This window comes from Mesorhizobium sp. M1329 (genome assembly GCF_040318035.1).
Taxonomy (GTDB): Bacteria; Pseudomonadota; Alphaproteobacteria; order Rhizobiales; family Rhizobiaceae; genus Mesorhizobium.
This window is the reverse complement of record NZ_JAMYLN010000026.1, coordinates 17,871-42,766: the sequence shown is the minus strand read 5'-3', so window position 1 is coordinate 42,766 and position 24,896 is coordinate 17,871. Positions and strand designations below refer to the sequence as shown.

The following is a 24,896-nucleotide window of genomic DNA, read 5'->3' as shown; positions in this document are numbered from 1 at the left end:
TTGATGACGGCGTCGGAGGAAGAGGCCGGAATGCTGCGGAACCGCGAAATTCGCCGCTCGCAATAGCCTTGGCCGCACAAAAATTCAAACGATTATTTTGGAGTGAGTAATTTCAATCGGTTAGAAACATTGGGACTTACGTAAACGTCAAAGTTCTGAAGCCGGCTAGAGGAATTCTACACAATGGCACTGGAAATCAGAAGGCTGTTTCCTGGCGATGACGCCCTTGTGATGCGGGTCGTCGACGAAGTCTTCGACGAGCCGGTCAGGCCGGATCGGCTCTCCGCCTATCTCATGGAGGCCGGTCATTTCATGGTCGTGGCCCTCGCCGACGGCATCGTCGTCGGCCAATGCGCAGCCGTCGTCCACCGCCACCCGGACAAGGTGAGCGAACTCTACATAGACGAAGTCGGCGTGGCGCCGGCCTTTCAACGCCAGGGCATTGCGACGAGGATGCTCGGCGCCATGTTCGCACTCGGTCGCGAGCATGGCTGTGAGGAGGCGTGGGTCGGCACCGAGCCGGACAATGTTGCTGCTCGCGCACTTTACGAGTCGCGAAGAGAGCCGCATGGGCCGGCGGAGGGGTTCGTCATGTATGTTTATCGATTATAGGCGCCGGCAGCGCCCCCTTCTGTACTATCCCTCACGCCTGAGCCTGCCGTGCCTCCGCCGATGATCCCTGCGCCCTCTGCCTCTCCGCCCAGTCCTCCAGCCAGTCGTGGCTCTGCATCTCGATCAGCCGCGATGCGGTCCGCTCGAACTCGAAGACTTCGTTGCCGCGCTTGGCCGTATAGAGCTGCGCCGGCGGTGCCGCGGCGCTCATCACCAGCCGTACATGATGATCGTAGAGCGTATCGACCAGCAGGATGAAGCGCTTGGCTTCGTTGCGCTTGCCTTCGCCGAGCACCGGCACATGGTCGATGAAGATGGTCGAGAAACGGCTGGCAATGGCAAGATAGTCGCGGGCGCCGAGCGGCCTCTCGCAGAGATCGGCGAACGAAAACCGCGCCGCCTCGCCGGCAGCACGCGGCACCACGACGTGCCGGCCCTTCACCGTCAGCATCGCCTCGGCCGTCGGCCTGCCATGCGTCATCACCGCCCACGCGTCGTCGAGCGCATGGTCGGCGGCGGCATCGGCCGGGGTGACGTAGACCGGCATGCGGCTGAGCTTGTCGAGGCGGTAATCCTTGTCGGCGTCAAGCGCCAGCACCTGCGCGTGGCGCTCCAGGATAGCGACAAACGGCAAGAACAACTGGCGGTTCAGGCCGTCGCGGTAGAGATCCTGCGGCGCGACATTGGAGGTGGCGACCAGCACCACGCCATTGGCAAACAACGCCGAAAACAACCTGGACAGGATCATCGCATCGGCGATGTCGGTGACGGAGAACTCGTCGAAGCACAGCACCCAGGCTTGCTCGGCCAGCGCGCGCGCCACCGGCGGGATCGGGTCGTCCTCCTTGGCCGTGCCGTTCTTGCGAGCCTGCCGGTGCTTCTGGATGCGGTCCTGCACGTCGGCCATGAAGTCGTTGAAATGCACCCGGCGCTTGCGCCTCGCCGGGAGCAGCTCGAAGAACATGTCCATCAGCATGGTCTTGCCGCGGCCGACGCCGCCATGGATGTAGAGGCCCTTGACCGCCTCGTGCACCTCGCGCTTGCGGGCGAACAACCACCCCAGCGCGCTTGATTTCTGCGCCAGCCGCTTTGCCGATATCTCTTCGATCAGCCGGTCGAGCGCAGCGGCTATTCGCTCCTGCGCCGGGTCGCGCCCGATGGCGCCCGTCTCGACCAGATGGTCGTAGCGCTGCTTGACGGTCGCATGGATCTGGAGGCCGTCACGCAGATGCATCGGTCACGTCGTTCCGGAGCAATCCCAAGAAAAGTGTGTAGCGGTTTTCTGTCCGGAATTGCGTAACAATGGGGGCCGTTCTCTTACCTTGTAAGCGAGATCGGCAGGCCGTTGGAAGTCTGGCCGTCGAATTTCTCGCCGCCCGAGGAATAAAGCCGTGCCAGCGTGCCGCCGTTCTCGTCAAAGAGCGTCAGCTGTTTGCCGGCGACGTTCCAGGATTTGATGCCATCGAGCGGCGCCGGGCAATGCAGCGGTCCGGCGCGGTAGCCCGACCCGAATTTGGTCTGCGGCGTCGCCACCTGACAGCTCTGGCCGGACACGCTTGCCTTCCACACACCGGCGACGCTTGACGCGGTAAGGTCGGCCGCACCGGCCGGCGCCGTCCCGTCGGGCGGCAGCGAGGCGACCTGGGTGTTCTGCGGCGCGGTCGGGAACTTCGACGGATCGGCCGGGCCGGGTGTCGCCGGCGGCGGCAGCTGGTTTGCGGTCACCTTGCCGGCGGGCGCGGCTTCCAGCGGCGCCGGCTGCTGCTCGTCCATTGATGTGAACCGTGAGGTTGAACAGCCGCTCGCAACGAGCGCGGCCAACGATACGGCCAGCAGGCCGGTTTTCGAAAATTTCATTCTTCAACCTCCGTCGGATCCGGCTGGGGATGCCGTCCGCGCAATGTCCCCCTCACCAAGATGGAGAAGGTGGCGAAATTTCAACCCGATATGGTTAAAATACGGTTTGCGCCGCTAATGTTGTAAATTTGTCGCAAAATGCACATTGCCTGAATTGCGTTACGCCTCGGCCGTTTGGCCGGCACCTCCGGTTGATGCGATACGGCGCGCTGGCGCCAAATCCCTGGCGTTCACCTCAAATGCTTGTGCGGGCCGGCTCCGGCATTATCTCTTGGCGATCAGCAAACTGCAGGGAGCCGATTTCTTGGCCGCGAGAAAGAGAGCCGCCAACCGCTATTACAGCGGGCCGCCCAGCGATCATTTCGACGGCACCTTGTTCTTCAATCCCGACGGACGGCCGCCGGGTCGCTTTGCCGATCTGTTGAAATGGCAATTGAGCCGCGAACGCTCGAAATGGCCGGCGGCGGATCCGAGCCCGTTTCCACCGGCAAGACCGGTCGAGCGCATCGATGGTTCTACGCTGCGCCTCACCATGGTCGGTCATTCCTCGCTGCTCGTCCAGACAGCCGGCCTGAACATCCTGACCGACCCGGTCTGGTCGCGACGCGTCTCGCCGCTCTCCTTCGCCGGTCCGAAACGCGTCAATCCACCGGGCATCGCCTTTTCGCATTTGCCGCCCATCGACCTCGTGCTGGTCAGCCACAACCATTACGACCATCTCGACCTCGCCACGCTGAAGCGCCTGAAGACAAGACACGACCCGCTGCTGCTGACGCCGCTCGGCAACGACACGATCATCGACGCTGCCGTGCCCCGTATGCGGCTTTCCGCGCATGACTGGGGCGACCGGGTCGATATTGGCGATGGCGTCACCGTCCATGTCGAGCCGGTGCACCACTGGTCGGCCCGCGGTACCCGCGACCGGCGCATGGCGCTGTGGGCGGGTTTCGTCGTCGAGACACCCGGCGCAAAGATCTATTTCGCCGGCGATACCGGCTTCCACGGCGGCATCAACTACCGGCTGATGGCGCAAAAGCACGGCGGCTTCCGCCTCGCCATCCTGCCGATCGGCGCCTACGAGCCGCGCTGGTTCATGGCGCCGCATCACCAGGATCCGGAAGAGGCGGTGCACGGCATGCTGTTGTGCAACGCTTCCTATGCGGCCGGCTGTCACTGGGGCACGTTCCGGCTCACCAACGAGCCGATCGACGAGCCGCCCAGAAAGCTCGGCGAAGCGCTCGATGCCGCCGGCCTGCCGCGGCAACGTTTTCGCGCCTTGCGGCCGGGCGAAGTCTGGGACGTGCCGGAGGTTTAGCGCGGCGGAACCTAAGGCATCACATAGACGTTTGTAGGTGTTCAAACCTGTCGGCTGTGAGGTGTCTCTCATGATCAGGTGGATCATCATTCTTTTGATTATCGCGGCCGCAGCGAGCCTGCTCGGCATGCCGGTACTGGCCGGAGCCGCCGCCACCGGCGCGCGCATCCTCATCGGCATCGTGCTGATCATCTTCCTGCTGATCGTGCTTGGCGTCTTCGCGGTGACTTGAAAATCACGCCGCGCTGGTAATTTCTGCCGCTATCCGCCATATAGGCGCCAAACCGGCAAGAGACCTTTCGATCGATGGCAAGCGCGGCCCCTTTCGCGAAGATGAACGGCATCGGCAACGAGATCATCGTTGCCGATATGCGCGGCCGTGCCGATCGCGTGACGCCTGCGGCAGCCATCGCGCTTAATGCCGATGCGGCGACCAGGTTCGACCAGATCATGGCGATCCACGACCCCAGGACGCCGGGCACCGCCTTTTTCATCGACATCTTGAATTCCGACGGAACGAGCGCGCAAGCCTGCGGCAACGGCATGCGCTGTGTGGTCCAGGCGCTCGCCGCCGAGACCGGCCAGAAGACATTTGCCTTTGAAACAGTCGCCGGCATCCTCAATGCCGAGGAACATGCCGACGGAACGATCTCAGTCGACATGGGCACGCCGCGCTTTGGCTGGCAGGACATCCCGCTGGCCGAGGAGTTTCGCGACACCCGCATGATCGAGCTGCAGATCGGCCCTATCGATTCCCCGGTGCTGCATTCGCCGTCGGTCGTCTCGATGGGCAATCCGCACGCCATCTTCTGGGTCGACCGCGACGTCTGGTCGTACGAGCTCGAGCGCTTCGGCCCGCTGCTCGAAAACCACCCGATCTTCCCCGAGCGCGCCAACATCACCATCGCGCAGGTGACTTCGCCGGAGACCATGGCAATCCGCACCTGGGAGCGCGGCGCCGGCCTGACCAAGGCCTGCGGCTCGGCCGCGTGCGCTGCCGTGGTAGCTGCGGCCCGCACAAGGCGTACCGGCCGCAGCGTGACGCTGATGACGCCCGGCGGCGGCTCGCTGCATGTTTTGTGGCGCGACGACGACCACGTCATCCTCACCGGTGCCGCCGAATGGGAATTTTCCGGCAGCTTCGATCCGTCGACCGGGGCGTGGGCGCGCGACACCGAAAGTGCCGCCTGATGGCTGCTCCTGGCAACAAGGGTATCGAGGTCGTCACCTTCGGCTGCCGGCTGAACACCTATGAATCCGAGGTGATGCGGCGTGAAGCCGAAGGTGCCGGCCTCGGTAGCCTCGAAGGCGGCGCCATCATCTTCAACACCTGCGCCGTCACCGGCGAGGCGGTGCGCCAGGCCAAGCAGTCGATCAGAAAAGCCCGCCGTGAGAACCCGGCTGCCCGCATCATCGTCACCGGCTGCGCTGCGCAGACCGGCCCGCAGGATTTCGTCGCCATGGACGAGGTCGATCTCGTCCTCGGCAACGAGGAAAAGCTCAGGGCGCATTCCTATCGCGCGCTGCCGGATTTCGGCGTCAACGACACCGAAAAGGCGCGCGTCAACGATATCTTTTCGGTGCGCGAGACGGCCGCCCACATGGTCGACGCCATCGAAGGCCGCGCGCGCGCTTTCGTCCAGGTGCAGAACGGCTGCGACCACCGCTGCACCTTCTGCATCATTCCTTACGGTCGTGGCAATTCGCGCTCGGTGCCGATGGGCGCCGTGGTCGAGCAGGTCAAGAGACTCGTCGGCAACGGTTATGCCGAGATCGTGCTGACGGGCGTCGACATGACCAGTTTTGGCGCCGATCTGCCGGGCGCCCCGAAGCTCGGCAAATTGGTCAAGACCATCCTGAAGCAGGTGCCCGACGTCAAACGCCTGCGGCTTTCCTCCATCGATTCGATCGAGGCCGACGACGATCTGCTGGACGCCATCGCCACCGAGCCGAGGCTGATGCCGCATCTGCATCTGTCGCTGCAATCGGGTGACGACATGATCCTGAAGCGGATGAAGCGCCGGCACAGCCGCGACCAGTCGATCCGCTTTTGCGAGGATGTGCGCAAACTGCGCCCCGGCATCGTTTTCGGCGCCGACATCATCGCCGGCTTCCCGACCGAGACGGACGCCATGTTCGAAAACTCGCTGGAGATCGTCGAGGAATGCGGCCTGACGCATATCCACGTCTTCCCGTTTTCGCCGCGCCAGGGCACACCCGCCGCGCGCATGCCGCAGCTTCGCCGCGACGTCGTCAAGCAACGCGCGGCACGCCTGCGCGCCGCCGGCGAGGCCGCCTATCGCCGTCACCTTTCGGCACTTGCCGGCACACGCCAGTCGATCCTGGTCGAGCGCGACGGGCTCGGCCGCACCGAAGGGTTTACGCTGGCCGCGGTCTCTGCCGGCGCTCCGGGCGACATCGTCGAGGCTGATATCGCAGGCCATGACGGTGTCAGACTGATCGCCGCGCCGCTTGCCGCCCGCGCCGCCTGAGAGCGCAAGACATGGCTGGGTTTTTCAAGAAGATATTCTCGTTCGGCAAGAAGGAAGTCGTCGAGGAGCGGCCCGACGAGGCCGCACCGCTGCCGCCGATCAAATGGGATGAACTGGAAGCGCTGAAGCCGGCCGCCGAGCAGGCCGTCCCGGAGTTTTTGAAACGCGAAGAGCCGCGGCCCGAGGCCGAGGCCGCAGCTCCGCCGCCAGCCGAACCAGAGTTGCCTCCGGCACCGCAACCGGCGCCCGCGGAAGAGCCGAAGCCCGAACCACCGCCGACCATTCCACCCGAGCCAGACATCCAGCCGGAGCCGCAAACGCCTGCTGAGGAACCGGAGGAGATCCGAGCCGGACCCGTCGCTCCCGAGCCAGTTCCTGAGCCGGAGCAGCCGGAGATCGTTCAGCCCGAGCCTCCGTCCGCGGAAGCTGGCGCTGCCCCTCATCCGCCTGCCGGCACCTTCTCCCCGTATAGTGACGGGGAGAAAGGGGCTGATCGGCAGGCCGAGCCTCCTTTTGAAAGTGGCGAGGAAAAAGCTCCGACGCTGACGCCCCCCTCTCCCCGTCTCTTACGGGGAGAGGGGCAGCGCCAACCTCTGCAAGACGCGGCACCCGCGGCCGAAGTCACGCCACCAGCACCCGCAGCGCCCGAAGCGCCACCGGCCGAAATCCCGCCTCCGATCCGCCAGCCCGCGCCGGTCGAGGCGAAGCCGGTCCTCGCCGAGATCGCACCCGAGCCAGAAGCCGTTCCGCAACCATCGCCAGAGCCAAAGCCCGCCCCCGGCAAAGTCACCGTAACCAAGAAGGTCGAGCAGAAAGCCGAGCCGCAGAAGGCGCCCGAACCGGCGCCGAGGCGTTCCTGGTTCCAGCGCATGCGAGACGGGCTTGCCCGCTCTTCCCGGGAGTTGTCGGGCAACATCGCCGGCGTCTTCACCAAGCGCAAGCTCGACGAGGACACACTGCAGGACCTCGAGGATGTGCTGATCCGCGCCGATCTCGGCATGGAGACGGCTTTGCGCGTAACCGACGCGCTCTCCGCCAGCCGCTACGGCAAGGACGTCTCCGACACCGAAGTCCGCACCATCATGGCGGCCGAAGTGGAAAAGGTGCTGACCCACGTAGCCATGCCGCTGGAGCTCGACCTCAGCCACAAGCCGCATGTCATCCTGGTCGTCGGCGTCAACGGAACGGGAAAAACAACGACCATCGGCAAGCTGGCGGCAAAGCTCACCGATGGCGGCCTCTCGGTGATGCTCGCCGCCGGCGACACTTTCCGCGCAGCCGCGATCGAGCAGTTGAAGATCTGGGGCGAGCGTACCAACTCGCCGGTCATTGCCTCGAAGCTCGGCGCCGATGCCGCTGGCCTCGCCTACGACGCATTCGAGCGCGCGAAGGAGGCCGGCTCCGACGTGCTGATCATCGACACCGCCGGGCGGCTGCAGAACAAGACCGAACTGATGGCGGAACTGGAAAAGATCGTCCGCGTGCTGGGCAAGCTCGATCCGGAAGCGCCGCACACCGTGCTGCAGACGGTCGATGCCACCACCGGCCAGAATGCTCTCAACCAGGTCGAGATCTTCCGCAATGTCGCCGGCGTCAACGGCCTGGTGATGACCAAGCTGGACGGCACGGCGCGCGGCGGTATTCTGGTGGCGATCGCGGCAAAGCACAAATTGCCGGTCTATTTCATCGGCGTCGGCGAACAGGTCGACGACCTCGAACCCTTTTCCGCAAGCGAATTCGCCAGGGCGATCGCTGGAGTGGCTTGACGAGCATGATCCCGAAAAGTTGCAGGCTTTTTGGATTGGATCATGCGTAAGAAGGACCCTATGAACCCACCCATCCTCGAAGGCGACCCGTCCGATCCGCGACGCAAGGCGTTGAACCCGGGCTTGAAATTCCTGCTCGAACTCGGGCCTGGCTTGGTGTTCTTTTTCACCACCATCCGCGGCGCGTGGCTTGTCGGGAAGTTTCCGATCCTCGGCCATATCGGCGAGCCTATCCTGATTGCCACGGCGTTCTTCATGGTGGCGACGGCGCTATCGCTCAGCGTTTCGTGGATTTTGACGCGCAGCTGGCCGATCATGCCGTTGGTCTCGGCCATCGTGGTGTTTGTGTTTGGCGCGCTGGCGCTGTGGCTGCAGGACAAGACCTTCGCTTTCATGAAGCCGACAATTATCAACAGCCTGTTCGGCATCACGTTGCTTGGCGGGTTGGCGTTCGGCAGATCGCTGTTGGGCTATGTCTTTGATTCCGCCTTCAATCTCGATGCCGAAGGCTGGCGCAAGCTCACTTTCCGATGGGGGCTCTTCTTCCTTTTTCTGGCTGCGCTGAACGAGGTTGTGTGGCGCAACTTTTCTGAGGAAGCCTGGCTTTATTTCAAGGTCTGGGGCACGATTCCCATTACCCTTGTCTTCACGTTAAGCCAAATGCCGTTGATCCTGCGCCATTCGCTCGAGGACAAGGCCGGCAAGGAAGAGAAGGCCGGCAAATAGAGCAATTCCAGGAAAGTGTGTAGCGGTTCCGTCCGCAATTACGTCAGAACGTAATTACGTCAGAATAAGAGGAGAGGAGCATGGAATTCATCGCCACGCGCGACGAGTTGAGGACGATCTACAAGACGCCTCGTCCGACCGACGGCTCGATCCGCAAGGAGCTGAAGGCCCTGGATGGCCACTGCCGTTCCTTCATCGGCAAGAGCCCTTTCGTGCTGATCGGCTCGTCCGACGGCGCCGGCAATGCCGATGTGACGCCGAAGGGCGACAGGCCGGGCTTCGTAACAGTGCTCGACGAGAAGACCATCGCCATCCCCGACCGGCCCGGCAACAACCGGCTCGACACGCTGGAGAACATCCTTCTCAATCCCTCGATCGGGCTGCTCTTCCTCATTCCCGGCATGAACGAAACGCTGCGTGTCAATGGCGATGCCCGCATCACCGTCGATGCGGCATTGCGTGAGCGGCTGGCGGTCGACGGCAAGGCACCGCAAAGCGTCGTCGTGGTGACGGTTAAGGCTGCCTACATGCATTGCGCCAAGGCCTTCATGCGCTCCGAACTGTGGAAGCCGGAGAGCTGGTACGACCGCGCGACGCTGCCAACGCTCGGCCAGATCCTGCGCGACCAGTTGGCGCTCGCCGATTCGGCCGAGGCGACCGACCGCTGGCTGGACGAGGAATACAGGGAAACCATGTGGTAGCGTGCCCGGTAACGAATCGCCCAAGCCGGTCTCCATTCCTTTGCTCAACATCCTCGCCATCTCCGGCAGCCTGCGCGCCGCCTCGACCAATTCAGCCCTGCTCGCGGCACTCGCGCGAAACGCGCCGCCGGACTGTCACGTCGCCGTCTATGACGGGCTTGGCCGGCTGCCGATTTTCAACCCCGACGACGAAGGCGAGCGGACGCCGCCGCAAGCAGGGGCGCTGATCGACGTGGTCACCCGCGCTGACGGCGTCATCGTCTCCTGCCCGGAATATGCCCACGGTGTGCCAGGCGGCCTGAAGAACGCGCTCGACTGGCTGGTGTCGCGCGATGCAGCCGTCGACAAACCGGCCACGCTGGTGCATGCCTCGCCGCGCTCGCTGTTTGCCCGCGCCGCACTGGCCGAGATCATGCGGACAATGTCTTTTGCGCTCTATGAGGAGGCAGCGCTCGAAATAGCGCTGCTCGGCAAGAGACCGCCGGAGGTGGAGGATATCTTGTCGCAGCCGGCAAGTAGGCAGACAATGCGCGATGCCCTATCCGCCTTCGCGGAGTTCATCCGCTCGCGGTGAACGCCGGACCGTACTTTCGTCATCCTAGGGCGGAGCAAGGAGCGAAGCGACGCGGCGCAGACCCTAGGATCCATGCCGTGACATTCGTCGGAGATGCAGCGTTTCGGGAAGGCCGCCAGAGGCCTGACGTTGGACATTACACCGGCGCGCTGCACAACAGAATCGCACCGCTGTTCTACTGGTAGGTCACGGCATGGATCCCAGGGTCTGCGCGACGGAGCTTCGCTGCTGCTCCGCCCTGGGATGACGACGCTAGGGGCTGCGGCCCATCTGTGCCGTGAACTATCCCTTGCCCCTGCGCGTCTCGACGTCGGTCTCGCCGACGAACCAGTCGCGTGCAGCGACTTCCTCGAAGACCACCCAGACATCGTTGTTGGTCAGGCCGGTGACGCCGGTGATGGCCGCCGTCACCTGGGCGGCGATCGCGGCCTTTTTGGCGGCCGGGTCATCGGCAATCACCTCCTTGACCAGGCGGATATTCACGAATGGCATGGTTCCCTCCCTTGCATATGCTTGGCGGCCGCTCAGTAGGTTTTGGCGCCATTGACCATGAGCCGGACCATGTAGAGCGAGGTCGTGCCGGCGATGTAGAGGCAGTTCAACTTGTTGCCGCCGAACACGCAATTGGCGACGACTTCCGGTACCTTGACCTTGCCGATCAGCGTCCCGTCTGGATCGTAACAGTGGATGCCGTCGGCGGCGCTGGTCCAGATGCGGCCGTCCGCATCCAGCCTGAAACCGTCGAACAGGCCGGCGGTGCAGTCAGCAAAGACCTTTTCGCCTGAGACCTTCTTGCCGCCCTGGCCGACATTGAACACCCGGATGTGCGCCGGGTTCTGCGCACCATGCGTGCGGCCGGTATCGGCGACATAGAGCTTGCTCTCGTCGAGCGAGAAGGCGAGCCCGTTGGGCCTGACCATGTCGGTGATCACCGCCTCGGTCTCGCCGGTGCCGGGATCGACCCGGTAGACATGGCAGGCGCCGATCTCGCTTTCGGCCTTGTCGCCCTCGTAATCGGTATCGATGCCGTAGCTCGGATCGGTGAACCAGATCGACCCGTCGGACTTGACCACGGCGTCATTGGGCGAGTTCAGCCGCTTGCCGCGCCATTTGTCGGCGATGGTGACAACCGACCCGTCATGCTCGGTGCGGCTGACGCGGCGGCCGGAATGCTCGCAAGTGACCAGCCGGCCTTGCCGGTCGACGGTGTTGCCGTTGGAATTGCCGGACGGCTGACGGAACACGCTGACGCTGCCGTCGGTCTCGTCGTAACGCAGCATGCGATTGTTCGGGATGTCGGACCAGACCACATAGCGCCCGGCCGCAAACCAGGCGGGCCCTTCCGCCCATCGGCAGCCAGTAAACAGCCGGTCGACCTGTGCATTGCCGTTGAACAGCCGCGAAAAGCGCGGATCGAGAACTTCGTAGAATTCGCTGGCCATGGTTCCTCCCGGTAGCAATCGCTTGGCAAGGCGCGATCAAGCCAGCCTGCGATCGATATGGCAAGATCGATGATGCGTCAGAAGCATCATGGAAGCGAATGCTGGCGCGGACGGCAGGTCACATCCCGTTAACCGGCTATGCGCCCAGCGCAATGGTGCATTGCAACATCTTATTTTTGCAACGCACCATAACTATGTCATGCTTCGTATCGATCAAGGGAGGAACAACTGGCCGCGAAATGCGGCGCAAAAGGAAACTCGCTATGATCATCGACAGCCTCATGAGCCGCGCTCGCGCCAGCATCGCCAAGCGCCGGCATTACAACCGCCTCGTCGCCGAAATCGACAGCTTCAGCAGCCGCGACCTCGCTGACATGCGCGCCGACCGCTCAGAAATGCTCTACCAGGTCCACAAGCAGATCTACGGCTGAGCAGCATCACCTTCGTCATCCTAGGGCGTAGCGACGCAAAGCGGAGCGCAGACCCTAGGATCCATGCCGTGACTTTTGAGCACCCGCAACAGTGCAAAATCTATGTCCGGCATCACCTAGCGGGCGACTATTTTGCCCCGCTGCATTCGTTGGCTGATCTCACGGCATGGATTCTGGGGTCTGCGCCGCGTCGCTTCGCTCCTTGCTTCGCCCCAGGATGACGAAGCCTAGCGGACGCATCAGCCCGGCACGGCCAGCGCCTTTTCGATCTCCGGCAACAGCAGCGTCCGCGCCGAGTCCGGCGTCAGCGGCCCTACATGCTTGTAGGCGATCTTGCCATCCTTGCCGATGACGAAGGTCTCCGGCACGCCGTAGACACCCCAGTCGATCGCCGTGCGCCCGGCCTGGTCGACGCCGATCGCCTGGAATGGATTGCCGAGATCGCCAAGGAACCGACGGGCGTTTTCCGGCTGGTCCTTGTAGTTCAGCGCCGCCATAACGAAGCGCTTGTCCTGCGACAGCGCCAGCAGCACCGGATGCTCTTCGCGGCACGGCGCGCACCAGGACGCAAAGACGTTGACCAGCGTCACCTTGCCGGCGAACTGTCTTGAATCGAGGCCCGGTAAATTGGTGCCCTCGAGCGCCGGCAGGTTGGTCTGCGGCGCCGGCAGGCCGATCAGCGCCGACGGCACTTCCGAAACGTCGCGCCCGGACAAAAGCTGCGCCAGGAACAATCCCGCCAGCCCGAGAAAGACCAGCAGCGGCACGAGCACGATCAGGCGGCGGCGCGCCGGTGTTTGCGTTTCCGTGCTCATGATTTTGCTGCCTTATCGGAGCGCCGGCGCACGCCAGACGCCTCCAGCTCGGCGAGCTCTCGCTTGCGGCCGCGCTGGTCGAGCAGAATCCAGCCGATCAGCCCGCCCAGCACCACGGCCGTGATCGCATAGGCGGCGGTGACATAAAGCGCGTGTACGCTCATGCTTTTCGCTCCGCGGCGCTTTCCAACCGGTCCGTCTCGCCTTGTTCCGACATGTCCTCTCTTAACGCCGCGCCACCGGCTCCGCAATTGTTCGCCGCGCCGCAGGCATGAGCTGAAGCCAACACATCAATCCGTACCGTGCCGCAGCGCCAGCGCCGCCGCCACCGGCCCGAGCACGGCAAGGAACAAGGTCAGCGCGGCAAGAATGAGGAAGGGCTGCAGGAACGGATCGGGGTCCGCCACCGCGCCATAGCTTGCAGATACGCCGAAGATCAGCACGGGAATCGTCAGCGGCAGCACCAGCACAGAGATCAGCAGCCCGCCGCGCGGCAGCGCCACCGCCACCGCGGCACCGGCAGCACCGATGAAGGTGATCGCCGGCGTGCCGACCAGAAGCGTCAGCGCCGTGGCGCCGATGCCGGCCGGCTCCATGTTCATGAACAGGCCGAGCAGGGGAGCGGCTATGACCAGCGGCAGCACGCTTCCCGCCCAATGCGCCAGGCATTTCGTCAGCACGGTCAGGGCCAGCAGGTGCCGGTCGTTGCCAAGCACCAGAAGATCGAGCGAGCCGTCTTCCCGATCAGCCTGGAACAGCCGGTCGAGGCCGAGCAGGCAGGCCAGCAAGGCTGATATCCAGAGAATCGCTGGCCCGATGCGGGCCAGCAGCCTCAGGTCGGGACCGACGCCGAAGGGGATGGTCGCGATGACGGCGAGAAAGAAAATCACGCCGGTCAACGCCCCGCCGCCGGCGCGGATACTCAGGCGGATGTCGCGGAGGAAGAGCGACCACATTATGGTGCGGTCCCGATGCATGCGTGAAGGCCAAGCAAAGGATGGAGTTCCGTCGCGTAGAGCACCAACATCAAGCGGCCCCGCCCATCATCAGCCCTTGTGCCCCCTCGATCCCCAGCGGCAGATGCGTCGCCGCAACCACGATCCCCCCACTCTCGAGGTGCTTTCCCATCAATTCGCCGAATCTCTCCTCCGAAGCCTTGTCCAGTCCTGCCGTCGGCTCATCCAGCAGCCACAATGGCCGGTGGCTGACCAGCAGTTTTGCAATCGCCGCACGCCGGCGCTGGCCGGTCGAGAGATAGCCGAACGGCAGATGGCCGATGCTGCCCAGCCCGACGGTCTCCAGCGCCTCTTCAACACCCGCGGAACCGGCGCCCGAAAAATCGCGCCAGAAGCACAGGTTTTCCGTAACGCTCAGCGCCGTCTTCATCGCGTTGAGGTGGCCGAGATAGTGACAGGCCGAGGCGGCCGACGGAAAGTCCTCGCCACCACCTTCGAACCGCACACGGCCTGCCGCCACTGGCAACAGTCCGGCGATGATCCTGAGCAGCGTCGATTTGCCGGCGCCGTTCGGCCCGGAAACGACCAGCGCCTGACCAGCCCCCAGCGCGAATTCGATGCCGGAAAATACCGTCTCGCCGCCGCGTTCGCCGCCCAGATTTTCGGCGATCAGCCGCATCCGTTCCCCTTCGCCGAAAGTTCAGGTGCGGCTTCGGTGCGCCGCAGCAAAAATGGCGATTCCGTGTCTAGAACTATTCCAGAAAATTCTCTATATCCGCATCATCCGTGCCAGCGGTCGGCACGGGAACCGAATTTGCGCCGAACCAGCGCGCGTGCCGCCTTGAACGGCCCGGACGCTTGGGAACGGATAGCGGAAATGGCCGTACCCGCACCTTTGCGCGTGATTTGCATGCCCACTGGCGTCCGTTCCCTCCCGGCAACCGACAGTTAGGGATCGCACGTGTCCAAATCACTCGACAGCTTCAATTGCCGCCGCACGCTGACCGCCGGCGGCACCGAGTACATCTACTATGACCTTGTCGAGGCCGAAAAGAACGGCCTCACCGGCATTGCCCAATTGCCCTATTCGATGAAGGTGCTGCTGGAGAACCTGCTGCGCAACGAGGACGGCCGTTCCGTTACCAAGGAGAGCATCCAGGCGGTCGCCGGCTGGCTGACCGACCGGGGCACCGCCGGCGTCGAGATCGCCTATCGCCCGGCTCGCGTACTGATGCAGGATTTCACCGGCGTTCCGGCCGTGGTCGACCTTGCCGCCATGCGCGACGCCATGGCCTCGCTCGGCGGCGATCCGCAAAAGATCAATCCGCTGGTGCCGGTCGATCTGGTCATCGACCACTCGGTCATCGTCGACGAATTCGGCACGCCGCTGGCCTTCGCCCGCAATGTCGAGCTTGAATATGAGCGCAACGAGGAACGCTACAAATTCCTGAAATGGGGCCAGCAGGCGTTCCGTAATTTCCGCGTCGTGCCGCCCGGCACCGGTATCTGCCATCAGGTCAATCTCGAATATCTCGGCCAGGTGGTGTGGACCAACAGCGAAGACGGCGAAACCACCGCCTATCCCGACACCTGCGTCGGCACCGATTCGCACACCACCATGATCAACGGCCTCGGCGTGCTCGGCTGGGGCGTCGGCGGCATCGAGGCCGAGGCGGCGATGCTCGGCCAGCCGGTCTCCATGCTGTTGCCCGAAGTCATCGGCTTTCGCCTTACCGGCAGGCTGAGGGAAGGCGTCACCGCTACCGACCTGGTGCTCACAGTCACCCAGATGCTGCGCAAGAAGGGCGTCGTCGGCAAGTTCGTCGAATTCTTCGGGCCGGGCCTGTCCAACATGACGCTGGCCGACCGCGCCACCATCGGCAACATGGCCCCGGAATATGGCGCCACCTGCGGCTTCTTCCCGGTCGACAGCGAAACCATCCGCTATCTCACAATGTCCGGTCGCGACGAAAGCCGCATCGCCCTGGTCGAGGCTTATTCAAAGGCGCAAGGCTTGTGGCGCGATCCCGGCTCGGCCGATCCGGTCTTCACCGACCTGCTCGAGCTCGATCTCGGCAGTGTCGTGCCGTCGATGGCCGGCCCGAAGCGTCCGGAAGGCCGGGTCGCACTTGAAGACATTCCGGCCGGCTTCGCCAAGGCCATGGAGACCGAATACAAGAAGGCCGCCGAAATCGACAAGCGCTATGCCGTCGAGGGCACGGACTACGATCTTGGCCATGGCGATGTCGTCATCGCCGCAATCACCTCCTGCACCAACACCTCGAACCCGAGCGTGCTGATCGGCGCCGGGCTGTTGGCGCGTAACGCCAACCGGCTCGGCCTAAAGCAGAAGCCGTGGGTCAAGACCTCACTGGCGCCGGGCAGCCAGGTCGTCGCCGAATATCTCGAGAAATCCGGCCTGCAGAAGGAGCTCGACCAGATCGGCTTCAACCTGGTCGGCTTCGGCTGCACCACCTGCATCGGCAATTCCGGCCCGTTGCCGGGGCCGATCTCCAGGACCATCAACGACAAGGGCTTGATTGCTGCGGCAGTCTTGTCCGGCAACCGCAATTTCGAAGGCCGCGTCTCGCCCGACGTGCAGGCGAACTATCTCGCCTCGCCGCCGCTGGTCGTCGCCCACGCGTTGGCCGGGACCGTGACCAAGGATCTGACCACCGAGCCGCTCGGCGACGATCGCGACGGCAATCCGGTCTATCTCAAAGACATCTGGCCAAGTTCGGTCGAGATCCAGGAATTCATCGAGAAGAACGTCACGCGCGAATTGTTCGCCCGCAAATATGCCGACGTCTTCAAGGGCGACAAGTACTGGCAGAACGTCAAGGCGCCGGAAGGCCAGACCTATGCCTGGGACGACAATTCGACCTATGTGCAGAACCCACCCTATTTCGCCGGCATGAAGTCAGGCTTCGGCAAGATCGGCGATATCAAGGGCGCGCGTGTGCTCGGCCTGTTCGGCGACAAGATCACCACCGACCACATTTCGCCGGCCGGTTCGATCAAGGCGGCCTCGCCGGCCGGCAAGTATCTCACCGACCACGGCGTCGGCGTCGCCGATTTCAACCAGTACGGCACGCGCCGCGGCAACCACGAGGTCATGATGCGCGGCACCTTCGCCAATATCCGCATCCGCAACCATATGCTGGGCGAGAACGGCCGCGAGGGCGGCTACACCATCCATTACCCCTCGAAAGAAGAGGAATCGATCTACGACGCCGCGATGCGCTACAAGAAGGAAGGCGTGCCGCTGGTCATCTTCGCCGGCGTCGAATATGGCAACGGCTCGTCACGCGACTGGGCGGCCAAAGGTACGAATCTGCTCGGTGTCCGCGCCGTCATCGCCCAGTCCTTCGAGCGCATCCACCGCTCCAACCTGGTCGGCATGGGCGTGATCCCGTTCGTCTTCGAGGAAGGCACCTCATGGGCCTCGCTCAACCTCAAGGGCGACGAACTGGTCGAGATCGACGGACTGAGCAACATCAAGCCGCGGCAGAAGATGATCGCCAGGATCACCTACGGCGACGGCAGCGTCAAAGAAGTTCCGATCATCTGCCGCATCGATACGCTGGACGAGCTCGACTACTTCAAGAATGGCGGCATCCTGCAATACGTGCTGCGCGATCTGGCAGCATAGAGAGAGGGGAGTACGGGAGTAGGGCAGTAAGGGAGTAGTGAACGCTTCCCCTATTCCCCTATTCCCCTACCTTGGCTTTCCAAACCGCGCTGTCGCCGCCAGCAGCACGCCGAGCATCAGCCCGTTCAATATGTGCCACAGGAAATGCGTGCCGAGCGGAAAGCCGCCGCAGACCAGCGGATCGATCATCCTGCAGATGACCGACACGACGAAGATCGCCGAACCCGCTAGATTGTACCAGCCGGCGCGATTGCCGCTGGCCGCCACCCAGGCGCCGAAGAAGGCGAGCGCCAGAAACGGCGGCAGATAGCCGGTCGTCCCGTTCGACGCCTGGCGCAGCCAGTCGGGCACGGCGAAGGTAAGCAACCCGGCAACGGCATAGAAGGCGACGAAGATGGCGATCGCCTTGCCCCATTTCATGCCGAGAAAACGTCGCAGGTTGAACAGCGTGTAGGCCAGCGTGAACCCTGCAATCGGCAGCACGTCGGCCAGGACCATTGCCCTTGTGGCAAAGGTGTGGAACAGCGACGAGCCGACGCCGATCGCCACCACCCACCAGGCCAGCACTTCGGCGAAAGTGCCGGTACCGCGCTTGCGCACCTGCCAGACACCCCATAGTCCGGCGGCAAAGAAAGCCAGATTGCTCAGCGCATTGAGCGGTTCGGCCCAGAATTCCGGCCCCGTCCGTTCGCAATAAAGATCGACCGGCGCCAGGAGAGATTGCCACATGCTGATTGCCGCCCGAATCGCTTCCATGGTGAAGTGCAAGTCCACCTATTGCGCCCTTGCCAGCGGTTGCAACGGCAAAATTTCACCGCAACGTGACTTCCCGTTGACTGCCGCTTCTGCCACATATTTCGACAACCAGAACAAAGCCGGCGTCACCGGCGGGATCGGAACGGCCATGCCATCTCGAAGACCATTGCGGCTTGCGGCCCTTGCGCTGGCCCTCTCGGCGTTTGCCGGCAGGGCCCTTGCCGAGCCAGCCGATAAGCCATTAGGCGTCGTCGAGCTCTTCACCAGCCAGGGATGCAACTCCTGTCCGCCAGCCGACGAATTCTTCGCCGAGCTTGCCGCCAAGGAGGACATCGTCGCGCTCGCCTATCATGTCGATTATTGGGATTACCTCGGCTGGCAGGACACGCTGAGCCGCAAGGAAAATACCGAGCGGCAATACGAGTATATGCGCGCCTTCGGCAGTCGTTCCGTCTACACCCCGCAAGCCGTCATAAACGGCCGCAGCCATGTCAACGGCGCCAGCCGCAAGGAAGTCGACGGCGCGCTGGCCCGCATGGAGAGGGTCGGCGAAGGCATGCGGGTCGGCATCAAGGTCAGCCGGACCAGCGATCGCGTCATGATCGATGCCGGCGACGCCGTGACCGGCCCCGCCGACGCGCATGTCGTCATCGTCTATTTCAACCCGCCACAGACGATAAAGATCGGCAAGGGTGAAAACAGCGGCCGCAGCATGACCTATTGGAACGCCGTCTCCAGCATACAGACCGCCGGCATGTGGCACGGCAAGGCGCAGCGCTACGAACTGCCCATGAGCGAGATCGCCAAGAAGGGCGGCTGCGCCGTGCTGCTGCAGTCGGTCGGCAAGGACGGCATGCCCGGGCCGATCCTGGGCGCAGCCTTTATCCGCAAGCCTTAGATAGAGCGTTCTCCCTTCTCCCCTTGTTGTGGGAGAAGGGATAACCGCGCTCAAGCCTCCGACGACAGCCTATCTGGATCGCACCGCCGCGGCGGCCGGCCAATAAAAAACCGGCGTCAGCTTGCTTCTGACGCCGGTCATTTAGGTTTTGGGATCGTCGCACCCGATCTTTCCAAGGAAAAACCGAGGTTGGTTCGATCCGACGCAGACCCGTGGGCGGGGGGCTTGGGGTTTACGAGCCGGTGCCGGACCGAACCGTCTCAGGCAACACCGGTAAATTCGTCGGACATTGGGGCATGAGCACGGATAAAAAAAGGCAGGATTGTGGCGAAGCATCACCAATTCCAACAGGCGTTTCGCAAACGTGACTGGACGCTGGAGAAACCGCGCGGTGCTGGCCTTGCCCGGCCGGGCCTTGCAATTCGGTAACGAAAGCGCCAACTTTGGTCGGCGTACGATTCATTGCGAGGATCCAGGCATGACTGATCGCAGCAGCGGGACGGAGGATGGGGACGCATCCGCAATATTGATCCCGCTGCATGAGGCAAGACGCGAACGCCTCGACCAGCCGGTGCGGTTCGACCGGCGCGAACTGGACCAGATCCTCAGGCTTTACGGCCGTATGGTTGCCGCCAATGAGTGGCGCGACTATGCCATCGACCATCTCGCCGACCGCGCCATTTTTTCCGTCTTCCGCCGCACCAGCGAAGTGCCGCTTTTCCAGATCGTCAAGGATCCGAAGCTGGCGCGCCGGCAAGGCGCGTTCGCCGTCATCGCCGCCGGCGGACGCATCCTCAAGCGTGGCCAGGAACTCGGCCGGGTGCTTGGCGTGTTCGACCGAACGCTGAAGCTGGTCGAGGCGTAACCCTTTATTTTTGCTGGCGGAACTTCCGCTCGGGCAGCGATTGCGGATCGGGCGGGATCGATGCCCCGCCATTGATCGGCAACTGCATGAACACCGTGTCGAGCCAACGCCCGTGCTTGTAGCCGGAGCCTTCCAGGCGGCCGGAATGGCGGAAGCCGAGCTTCTCGTGCAACCGTACCGAGGCGCTGTCGGGTCTGCCGTCGCCGATCACCGCGATGATCTGGCGAAAGCCCGCCGCCTTGGCCGCCTCGATCAGCCCTTGCATCAGTAGCAGCCCGACGCCTTGCCCTTTGGCCGCGGGCGCGACATAGACGGAATCCTCAACGACGAAGCGGTAGGCCGGGCGTGGCCGGAACGCTCCGGCATAGGCATAGCCGAGCACGCCGCTGGCCTTTTCCGCAACGAGATAGGGAAAGCCGCCCGCCATCAGGTTGTCGAATCGCGCGCCCATCTCGATGCGGCTTGGTGGCTCGAGTTCATAGCTCGCCGTGCCATTCGTCACCGCGTCGGCATAGATTTCCGTGATCCGGTCGAGATCGGCCGACGTCGCGGCCCGTAACGTGATGCTGCTCATATTTTATGCAAGTCGTTCATCTGCCTTATATCAAAGCAAAAGCCGGCACAAAAGAAAAGGGCGGCTGTTGGGCCGCCCTTTCCAAACTCGCTGGTCCAGTCAGACCATGATCCCGAAAAGTCGAAACCGGTTCTCGGAAAAGACCATGGTCGGCAAAGAACGCCGTACTAGCGACGGTCGCCCATGAACTGCAGCAGGAACATGAACAGGTTGATGAAATCGAGATAGAGCCTCAATGCGCCCATGATCGCCTTGCGGCCGGCGACATCAGTCTCGTCACCCTCGAAGTACATCTCCTTGATGTTCTGCGTGTCGTAGGCGGTAAGGCCTGCGAAGATCAGCACGCCGATCGCCGAAACGGCGAAGGAAAGCGCCGACGATTGCAGGAAGACGTTGATCACCATCGCGATGATCAGGCCGACCAGGCCCATGACCAGGAACGAACCGAACGCCGAGAGATCGCGCTTGGTCGTGTAGCCGTAGAGCGACAGCCCGCCAAAGGCGGCGGCGGTGGCGAAGAAGGTCTGCGAGATACTGGCGGTGGTGTAGACCAGGAAGATCGACGACAGCGACAGGCCGACGAGGCCGGCGTAGACCCAGAACGTCGTCTGCGCGGCCGAAACGGTCATCGACTGGACGCGGAACGACAGGAACATCACCGCTGCCAGCGGGGCAAAGATCACCAGCCATTTCAGCGGCGAGCCGAAGATCGCGTAGCCGAACGAGGTCAGCATCTCGCCGCTTGGCAACGTCGCGACCGCCGAGGCGGGATCGCTGGTGGTGGCCAGCATGATTGTGCCGACCGCGGCAAGGCCGGTGATGAGGAGGCCAAGCCCCATCAGATTGTAGACCTTGATCATGTAGGCGCGCAGGCCCTGGTCGATGGCAGCATCGACGCCGGCGCCGGGCACGGCGCGCGTCTGATAATTGCGAACGGGATCAGCCATGGAAATCCTCATATTGCTTCTGCCCCGTCCGGTGTCAGGTCCTTTTGAACCCAGGCGCCGCTGGCGGGGCTCCAGCATGCCTGCGCCGAAATATGATGGTTCTTGGCGTAAAGGACAAGACCGTAACCAGGCGTAATGCTCCGTGAAGTGCCGGAGATACGGTTTTATTGGACTTCCCGCCCGGAACATTAACGAGATTTAATCAAAACCGGCTCTGGTTCAAAGATTCCGCAGCACCGGCGCCGCCTTATGGCCCAGCACCCGCCACGTGCCGGCAAGGCCGATACCGACCGTGACCATCAGTGAAAAGCCGATGGTCGCCACCGCCACCTCGGGCATGAAGTGGGATGGCAGCGTCATGATGCGCGTGACGACGAACCACGCCGCCACACCGCCCGCTGCCAGCGCGAACATCGCAGTGGCAAGGCCGATCAGCATGTATTCCAGTGAAAAGGCGGCGATCAGTGTTCTCCTGGTCGCTCCCAGGGTCTTCAGCACCACCGCGTCGTGAATGCGGGCCCGGTTGCCGGCGGCGAGCGCCCCGGCCAGCACCAGCACCGAGGCGATCAACGCCACGCCCGCTGCTGCCCTGATTGCCGTGCCGAGCTGCGCCACCAGCCGGTTGACGATGTCGAGCGCGTCCTTGACCCTGACCGTCGTCACCGCGGGAAAGGCACGCGTGACGGCATTGAGAAGATGCGCATCGTCGGCCGCCGATGCGTTCGTCTCGGTCAGCGTCGCCAACCAGCCATGCGGCGCACCGGCGAATGTGTTGGGCGAGAACACCATGACGAAATTGATACCCATGGTTTCCCATTCGACTTGGCGGAAATTGGCGATCTTCGCCGTGATGTTGCGGCCGAGCACGTTGACGGTGATGGTGTCGCCGAGCTTCAGCCCGATCTCTTTGCCTTCCTCGGCGGAAAACGAGACCAGCGGCGCGCCGGAATAATTCTCCGGCCACCAACTGCCCTCGGTCAGCGTCGCATTCTCCGGCAGCTTTGCGTCATAGGTCAGGCCACGGTCGCCGCGCAGCACCCAGGCGCCTTCGGCCGGAACCTTGACCTTGTCGACATCGACGCCGTTGAGCGCCATCACCCGGCCGCGCAGCATCGGCACCTTGATCAGCGTGCCCTGCGGCGCCTCTTTGCCGACCAGCGCGGAGAAGGCATCGACGTCGCCGCTCTGGATATCGACGAAGAAGAAGTTCGGCGCCCGTTCCGGCAGGCTGCCGGAAATCTGCCGCCTGAGATTGCCGTCGATCAGCGCCAACGTGACCAGGAGCGTCAGCCCGAGACCCAGCGACAGAACCACCGATGGCGTCAAGGCGCCTGGCCGATGGATGTTGCCGATCGCGAGCCTGAGCGCGGTCGAGCGCACGCGCGGGCTTTTCTTCGCCGCCCACTGCACCAGCGTGCCGACGACACGCAGCACCAGGAACGAAAAGATCGTGCCGCCGACGAAGATCGAGGCAATACGGCGGTCGCCGGAAAACAGGATCGCCAGCACCGCGAGTAGCAGCGCGATGGCCATTGCCGCGGCGATATAGAGCGGGCGGGGAAAACCGCGGCCCTCGAAACCCATTTCGCGAAACAGCGCCGTTGCCGGCACGTCGCGGGCACGGCCGAGCGGCAGCAAGGCGAAAGCCAGCGTCACCAGCAGTCCGAACAGCGCCGCCATGCCGAGCGCGCCGGGGTAGAACCCGCCTTCCGCCGGTACCGGAATGACCGACTGCAGTGCCGCGCTGGCCGCGAACGGCATCAGCGCGCCAAGCACAAGGCCCAACGTGATGCCGAGGGCTGCGATCATCAGGATCTGCACCAGGTAGACGGCAAAGACGAACCCGCCCGAAGCTCCCAGGCTCTTGAAGGTGGCGATGACGCCGCGCTTGCCGTCGAGATAGGCCCGCACCGCATTGGCCACGCCGACGCCGCCGACCACCAGCGCCGTCAACCCGACCAGCGTCAGGAATTGCGAGAACCGCTCGATATTCGAGGACAGCGCCGGCGCTGCGTTGCTGCGTGTGCGGATCGACCAACCGGCCTGCGGGAACTGGTTTCCCGCCCGCTCCTGGATCGCCTTGATCTGTGCCTCAGTGGTGCCACCGGGCAGGCGGACCTTATAGGCGTTCTCGACCAGGCTGCCCGGCTGGATCAGGCCGGAAGCGGCAAGCCCGTCGGTCGACACCATCAGCCGCGGCGCAAAACCGAAGCCATCCGACACCGCATCCGGCTCATTGACCAGCCTCGCACGCAGCTCGAACGTCGCGCTGCCGAGCTTCAGCCGGTCGCCGATGCCAAGGTTTAGCCGCTCGAACAAGAGATCCGGGGCGGCGGCGCCGAAGACGCCGGATTTTTCGCCGAACAGATCCTCTCGCGACAGCACCGGCTCGGTCTCCAGCGCGCCATAGAGCGGATAGGCGCCGTCGACCGCCTTGGCCTCGACCAGCGCCTGGTCGGAGCCGTCCTCGAGCCTCGCCATCGAGCGCATGTTGGCACTGTGCGAAACCGTGCCAAGCCGGTCGAGGAAGCTGCGTTCGGCTCTGGTAAGATCGCGCTGGTTGAGCTGGAAGCGGAGATCGCCGCCGAGCAGCGTCTGGCCCTGATCGGCAACACCGGCGGAAATCGCTTGCGCCACCGAATTGACGCCGCCGATTGCCGCGACGCCGAGCGCGATGCAGGCAAGGAAGATCAGGAAGCCGGACAGCCCGCCACGCATTTCTCGCAGCGAAAACCGAAAGGCGAGCCTCAGCGTTTGCGACAGCGGCATCAGGCGGTCACCTTGCCGGCCCTGGTGGCCGGCTCAGGCGCGACCTCGATCAGCCCCGACCGCATCGACACCTGGCGCGAGCAGCGCGCCGCAAGCACTGGGTCATGCGTGACCAGCACCAGCGTCATGCCGCGTTCGGCCGCCTTGGCAAACAGCAGGTCGGCGACGTGCCGCCCCGTCGCCTGGTCGAGATTGCCGGTCGGCTCGTCGGCGATCAGGATGCGCGGCGACGGCGCCAGCGCCCGGGCGATCGCCACGCGCTGCTGCTCGCCGCCAGACAATTCGCCGGGGTAATGGGTGACGCGATCGCTGAGACCGACCGCCGCCAGCTCGCGCGCCGCCACGCCGAAGGGATCGACATGGCCGGCAAGCTCCAGCGGGACGGCGACGTTTTCCAGCGCCGTCATATTCGGGATGAGATGGAAAGACTGGAATACGATGCCGATGTTTCGCCCCCGAAACGATGCGATCTGGTCTTCACTTTTGCCGTTGAGCAGCTCGCCGGCAACTCGGACCGTGCCCGAATCGACCCTTTCAAGCCCCGCCAAAACCATCAGCAATGTCGACTTTCCCGAACCTGAAGGCCCAACGATGCCTGTCGCTTCGCCGCCCGTCACATCGAGGCTGACGCCCTTCAGCACATGAACCGAGGAGGCACCTTCGCCGAGCGTCAGCGATACGTCTTTCAGCGAAATGACGGCTTCTTCCAAAATCAAATCGTCCTATATGGGAGATGAAGGCTAGAGCA

Annotated in this window: 26 protein-coding genes; 13 read left to right on the top strand and 13 right to left on the bottom strand. The window is 63.6% G+C overall.

Going from position 1 to position 24,896, the window contains the following annotated elements:
- Positions 1 to 183: 183 nt before the first annotated feature.
- Complete coding sequence (locus NKH21_RS23655) at positions 184 to 612, top strand: GNAT family N-acetyltransferase (protein ID WP_352867840.1); 429 nt, start codon at positions 184 to 186, stop codon at positions 610 to 612.
- A 31-nt stretch (positions 613 to 643) separates the two neighbouring features.
- On the opposite strand, the gene zapE is transcribed toward NKH21_RS23655, so the two are convergent.
- Complete coding sequence (gene zapE, locus NKH21_RS23650; RefSeq protein ID WP_352867837.1) at positions 644 to 1,846, bottom strand: cell division protein ZapE; 1,203 nt, start codon at positions 1,844 to 1,846, stop codon at positions 644 to 646.
- A gap of 83 nt (positions 1,847 to 1,929) precedes the next feature.
- The gene (locus tag NKH21_RS23645) at positions 1,930 to 2,469 is read right to left on the bottom strand and encodes a protease inhibitor Inh/omp19 family protein (RefSeq protein WP_352450179.1); all 540 of its coding nucleotides are present in this window, start codon (positions 2,467 to 2,469) and stop codon (positions 1,930 to 1,932) included.
- 304 nt (positions 2,470 to 2,773) lie between these two features.
- Here NKH21_RS23645 and NKH21_RS23640 point away from each other — a divergent pair, with 304 nt between their 5' ends.
- From NKH21_RS23640 to NKH21_RS23605, 8 genes are all read left to right on the top strand, one after another.
- Complete coding sequence (locus tag NKH21_RS23640; RefSeq protein WP_352867833.1) at positions 2,774 to 3,784, top strand: MBL fold metallo-hydrolase; 1,011 nt, start codon at positions 2,774 to 2,776, stop codon at positions 3,782 to 3,784.
- A 70-nt stretch (positions 3,785 to 3,854) separates the two neighbouring features.
- Positions 3,855 to 4,016: a DUF1328 domain-containing protein gene (locus tag NKH21_RS23635; protein WP_352479665.1), complete on the top strand. Its 162-nt coding sequence runs from the start codon at positions 3,855 to 3,857 to the stop codon at positions 4,014 to 4,016.
- A 74-nt stretch (positions 4,017 to 4,090) separates the two neighbouring features.
- Positions 4,091 to 4,975 carry a diaminopimelate epimerase gene (gene dapF, locus NKH21_RS23630; protein WP_352867830.1) on the top strand — a complete coding sequence of 295 codons (885 nt, stop codon included), beginning with the start codon at positions 4,091 to 4,093 and terminating at the stop codon, positions 4,973 to 4,975.
- Positions 4,975 to 6,276, top strand: a complete 1,302-nt coding sequence (gene mtaB, locus NKH21_RS23625) for a tRNA (N(6)-L-threonylcarbamoyladenosine(37)-C(2))-methylthiotransferase MtaB (RefSeq protein WP_352668029.1) — start codon at positions 4,975 to 4,977, stop codon at positions 6,274 to 6,276. Before dapF ends, mtaB begins: the two co-directional genes overlap by 1 nt.
- An 11-nt stretch (positions 6,277 to 6,287) precedes the next feature.
- Positions 6,288 to 8,042 (top strand): signal recognition particle-docking protein FtsY, encoded by a 1,755-nt coding sequence (gene ftsY, locus NKH21_RS23620; RefSeq protein ID WP_352867827.1) that lies wholly within the window; start codon positions 6,288 to 6,290, stop codon positions 8,040 to 8,042.
- A 60-nt stretch (positions 8,043 to 8,102) separates the two neighbouring features.
- The gene (locus NKH21_RS23615; RefSeq protein WP_352468104.1) at positions 8,103 to 8,768 is read left to right on the top strand and encodes a septation protein A; all 666 of its coding nucleotides are present in this window, start codon (positions 8,103 to 8,105) and stop codon (positions 8,766 to 8,768) included.
- A gap of 80 nt (positions 8,769 to 8,848) precedes the next feature.
- Positions 8,849 to 9,469, top strand: coding sequence for a pyridoxamine 5'-phosphate oxidase family protein (locus NKH21_RS23610; RefSeq protein WP_352668025.1), 621 nt, complete (start codon positions 8,849 to 8,851; stop codon positions 9,467 to 9,469).
- A gap of 40 nt (positions 9,470 to 9,509) precedes the next feature.
- The gene (locus tag NKH21_RS23605; RefSeq protein WP_352668112.1) at positions 9,510 to 10,043 is read left to right on the top strand and encodes an NADPH-dependent FMN reductase; all 534 of its coding nucleotides are present in this window, start codon (positions 9,510 to 9,512) and stop codon (positions 10,041 to 10,043) included.
- A gap of 282 nt (positions 10,044 to 10,325) precedes the next feature.
- On the opposite strand, the gene NKH21_RS23600 is transcribed toward NKH21_RS23605, so the two are convergent.
- Both NKH21_RS23600 and NKH21_RS23595 read right to left on the bottom strand, forming a co-directional pair.
- Positions 10,326 to 10,535 carry a tautomerase family protein gene (locus NKH21_RS23600; RefSeq protein WP_352668024.1) on the bottom strand — a complete coding sequence of 70 codons (210 nt, stop codon included), beginning with the start codon at positions 10,533 to 10,535 and terminating at the stop codon, positions 10,326 to 10,328.
- A gap of 32 nt (positions 10,536 to 10,567) precedes the next feature.
- Complete coding sequence (locus NKH21_RS23595; RefSeq protein ID WP_352668023.1) at positions 10,568 to 11,485, bottom strand: SMP-30/gluconolactonase/LRE family protein; 918 nt, start codon at positions 11,483 to 11,485, stop codon at positions 10,568 to 10,570.
- A 263-nt stretch (positions 11,486 to 11,748) separates the two neighbouring features.
- On the opposite strand from NKH21_RS23595, the gene NKH21_RS23590 reads away from it, so the two are divergent.
- Entirely contained in the window at positions 11,749 to 11,916 is a 168-nt protein-coding gene (locus NKH21_RS23590; protein WP_023721879.1) for a hypothetical protein, read from the top strand.
- Between the two features lie 239 nt (positions 11,917 to 12,155).
- On the opposite strand, the gene NKH21_RS23585 is transcribed toward NKH21_RS23590, so the two are convergent.
- The 4 genes from NKH21_RS23585 to ccmA all read right to left on the bottom strand — a co-directional run bounded on the left by NKH21_RS23585 (position 12,156) and on the right by ccmA (position 14,366).
- Positions 12,156 to 12,731, bottom strand: coding sequence for a DsbE family thiol:disulfide interchange protein (locus tag NKH21_RS23585; protein WP_352668020.1), 576 nt, complete (start codon positions 12,729 to 12,731; stop codon positions 12,156 to 12,158).
- Complete coding sequence (gene ccmD, locus NKH21_RS23580; protein WP_352567342.1) at positions 12,728 to 12,895, bottom strand: heme exporter protein CcmD; 168 nt, start codon at positions 12,893 to 12,895, stop codon at positions 12,728 to 12,730. Before ccmD ends, NKH21_RS23585 begins: the two co-directional genes overlap by 4 nt.
- Before the next feature lie 126 nt (positions 12,896 to 13,021).
- Entirely contained in the window at positions 13,022 to 13,687 is a 666-nt protein-coding gene (ccmB, locus tag NKH21_RS23575) for a heme exporter protein CcmB (RefSeq protein WP_352668019.1), read from the bottom strand.
- Positions 13,688 to 13,757: 70 nt separating this feature from the next.
- Positions 13,758 to 14,366 carry a heme ABC exporter ATP-binding protein CcmA gene (ccmA, locus tag NKH21_RS23570; protein ID WP_352668017.1) on the bottom strand — a complete coding sequence of 203 codons (609 nt, stop codon included), beginning with the start codon at positions 14,364 to 14,366 and terminating at the stop codon, positions 13,758 to 13,760.
- A gap of 282 nt (positions 14,367 to 14,648) precedes the next feature.
- Between ccmA and acnA the strand changes: the two genes are divergently transcribed.
- A complete protein-coding gene (gene acnA / locus NKH21_RS23565) occupies positions 14,649 to 17,339 on the top strand; it encodes an aconitate hydratase AcnA (RefSeq protein WP_352668016.1) in 2,691 nt (896 codons plus the stop codon).
- 66 nt (positions 17,340 to 17,405) lie between these two features.
- Here acnA and NKH21_RS23560 read toward each other — a convergent pair whose 3' ends face one another.
- Positions 17,406 to 18,068 carry a ceramidase domain-containing protein gene (locus tag NKH21_RS23560; RefSeq protein WP_352668015.1) on the bottom strand — a complete coding sequence of 221 codons (663 nt, stop codon included), beginning with the start codon at positions 18,066 to 18,068 and terminating at the stop codon, positions 17,406 to 17,408.
- 175 nt (positions 18,069 to 18,243) lie between these two features.
- Between NKH21_RS23560 and NKH21_RS23555 the strand changes: the two genes are divergently transcribed.
- Positions 18,244 to 18,993, top strand: coding sequence for a DUF1223 domain-containing protein (locus NKH21_RS23555; RefSeq protein ID WP_352668013.1), 750 nt, complete (start codon positions 18,244 to 18,246; stop codon positions 18,991 to 18,993).
- A gap of 478 nt (positions 18,994 to 19,471) precedes the next feature.
- The gene (locus NKH21_RS23550) at positions 19,472 to 19,858 is read left to right on the top strand and encodes a DUF2794 domain-containing protein (RefSeq protein ID WP_352668011.1); all 387 of its coding nucleotides are present in this window, start codon (positions 19,472 to 19,474) and stop codon (positions 19,856 to 19,858) included.
- 4 nt (positions 19,859 to 19,862) lie between these two features.
- Here NKH21_RS23550 and NKH21_RS23545 read toward each other — a convergent pair whose 3' ends face one another.
- The 4 genes from NKH21_RS23545 to NKH21_RS23530 all read right to left on the bottom strand — a co-directional run bounded on the left by NKH21_RS23545 (position 19,863) and on the right by NKH21_RS23530 (position 24,858).
- On the bottom strand, positions 19,863 to 20,432 hold the full coding sequence (locus NKH21_RS23545) for a GNAT family N-acetyltransferase (RefSeq protein WP_352668009.1): 570 nt from the start codon (positions 20,430 to 20,432) through the stop codon (positions 19,863 to 19,865).
- 167 nt (positions 20,433 to 20,599) lie between these two features.
- Positions 20,600 to 21,379 carry a Bax inhibitor-1/YccA family protein gene (locus NKH21_RS23540; protein WP_352668007.1) on the bottom strand — a complete coding sequence of 260 codons (780 nt, stop codon included), beginning with the start codon at positions 21,377 to 21,379 and terminating at the stop codon, positions 20,600 to 20,602.
- 219 nt (positions 21,380 to 21,598) lie between these two features.
- Complete coding sequence (locus NKH21_RS23535) at positions 21,599 to 24,148, bottom strand: ABC transporter permease (protein WP_352668005.1); 2,550 nt, start codon at positions 24,146 to 24,148, stop codon at positions 21,599 to 21,601.
- Complete coding sequence (locus NKH21_RS23530; RefSeq protein WP_352668002.1) at positions 24,148 to 24,858, bottom strand: ABC transporter ATP-binding protein; 711 nt, start codon at positions 24,856 to 24,858, stop codon at positions 24,148 to 24,150. Before NKH21_RS23530 ends, NKH21_RS23535 begins: the two co-directional genes overlap by 1 nt.
- Positions 24,859 to 24,896 lie beyond the last annotated feature (38 nt).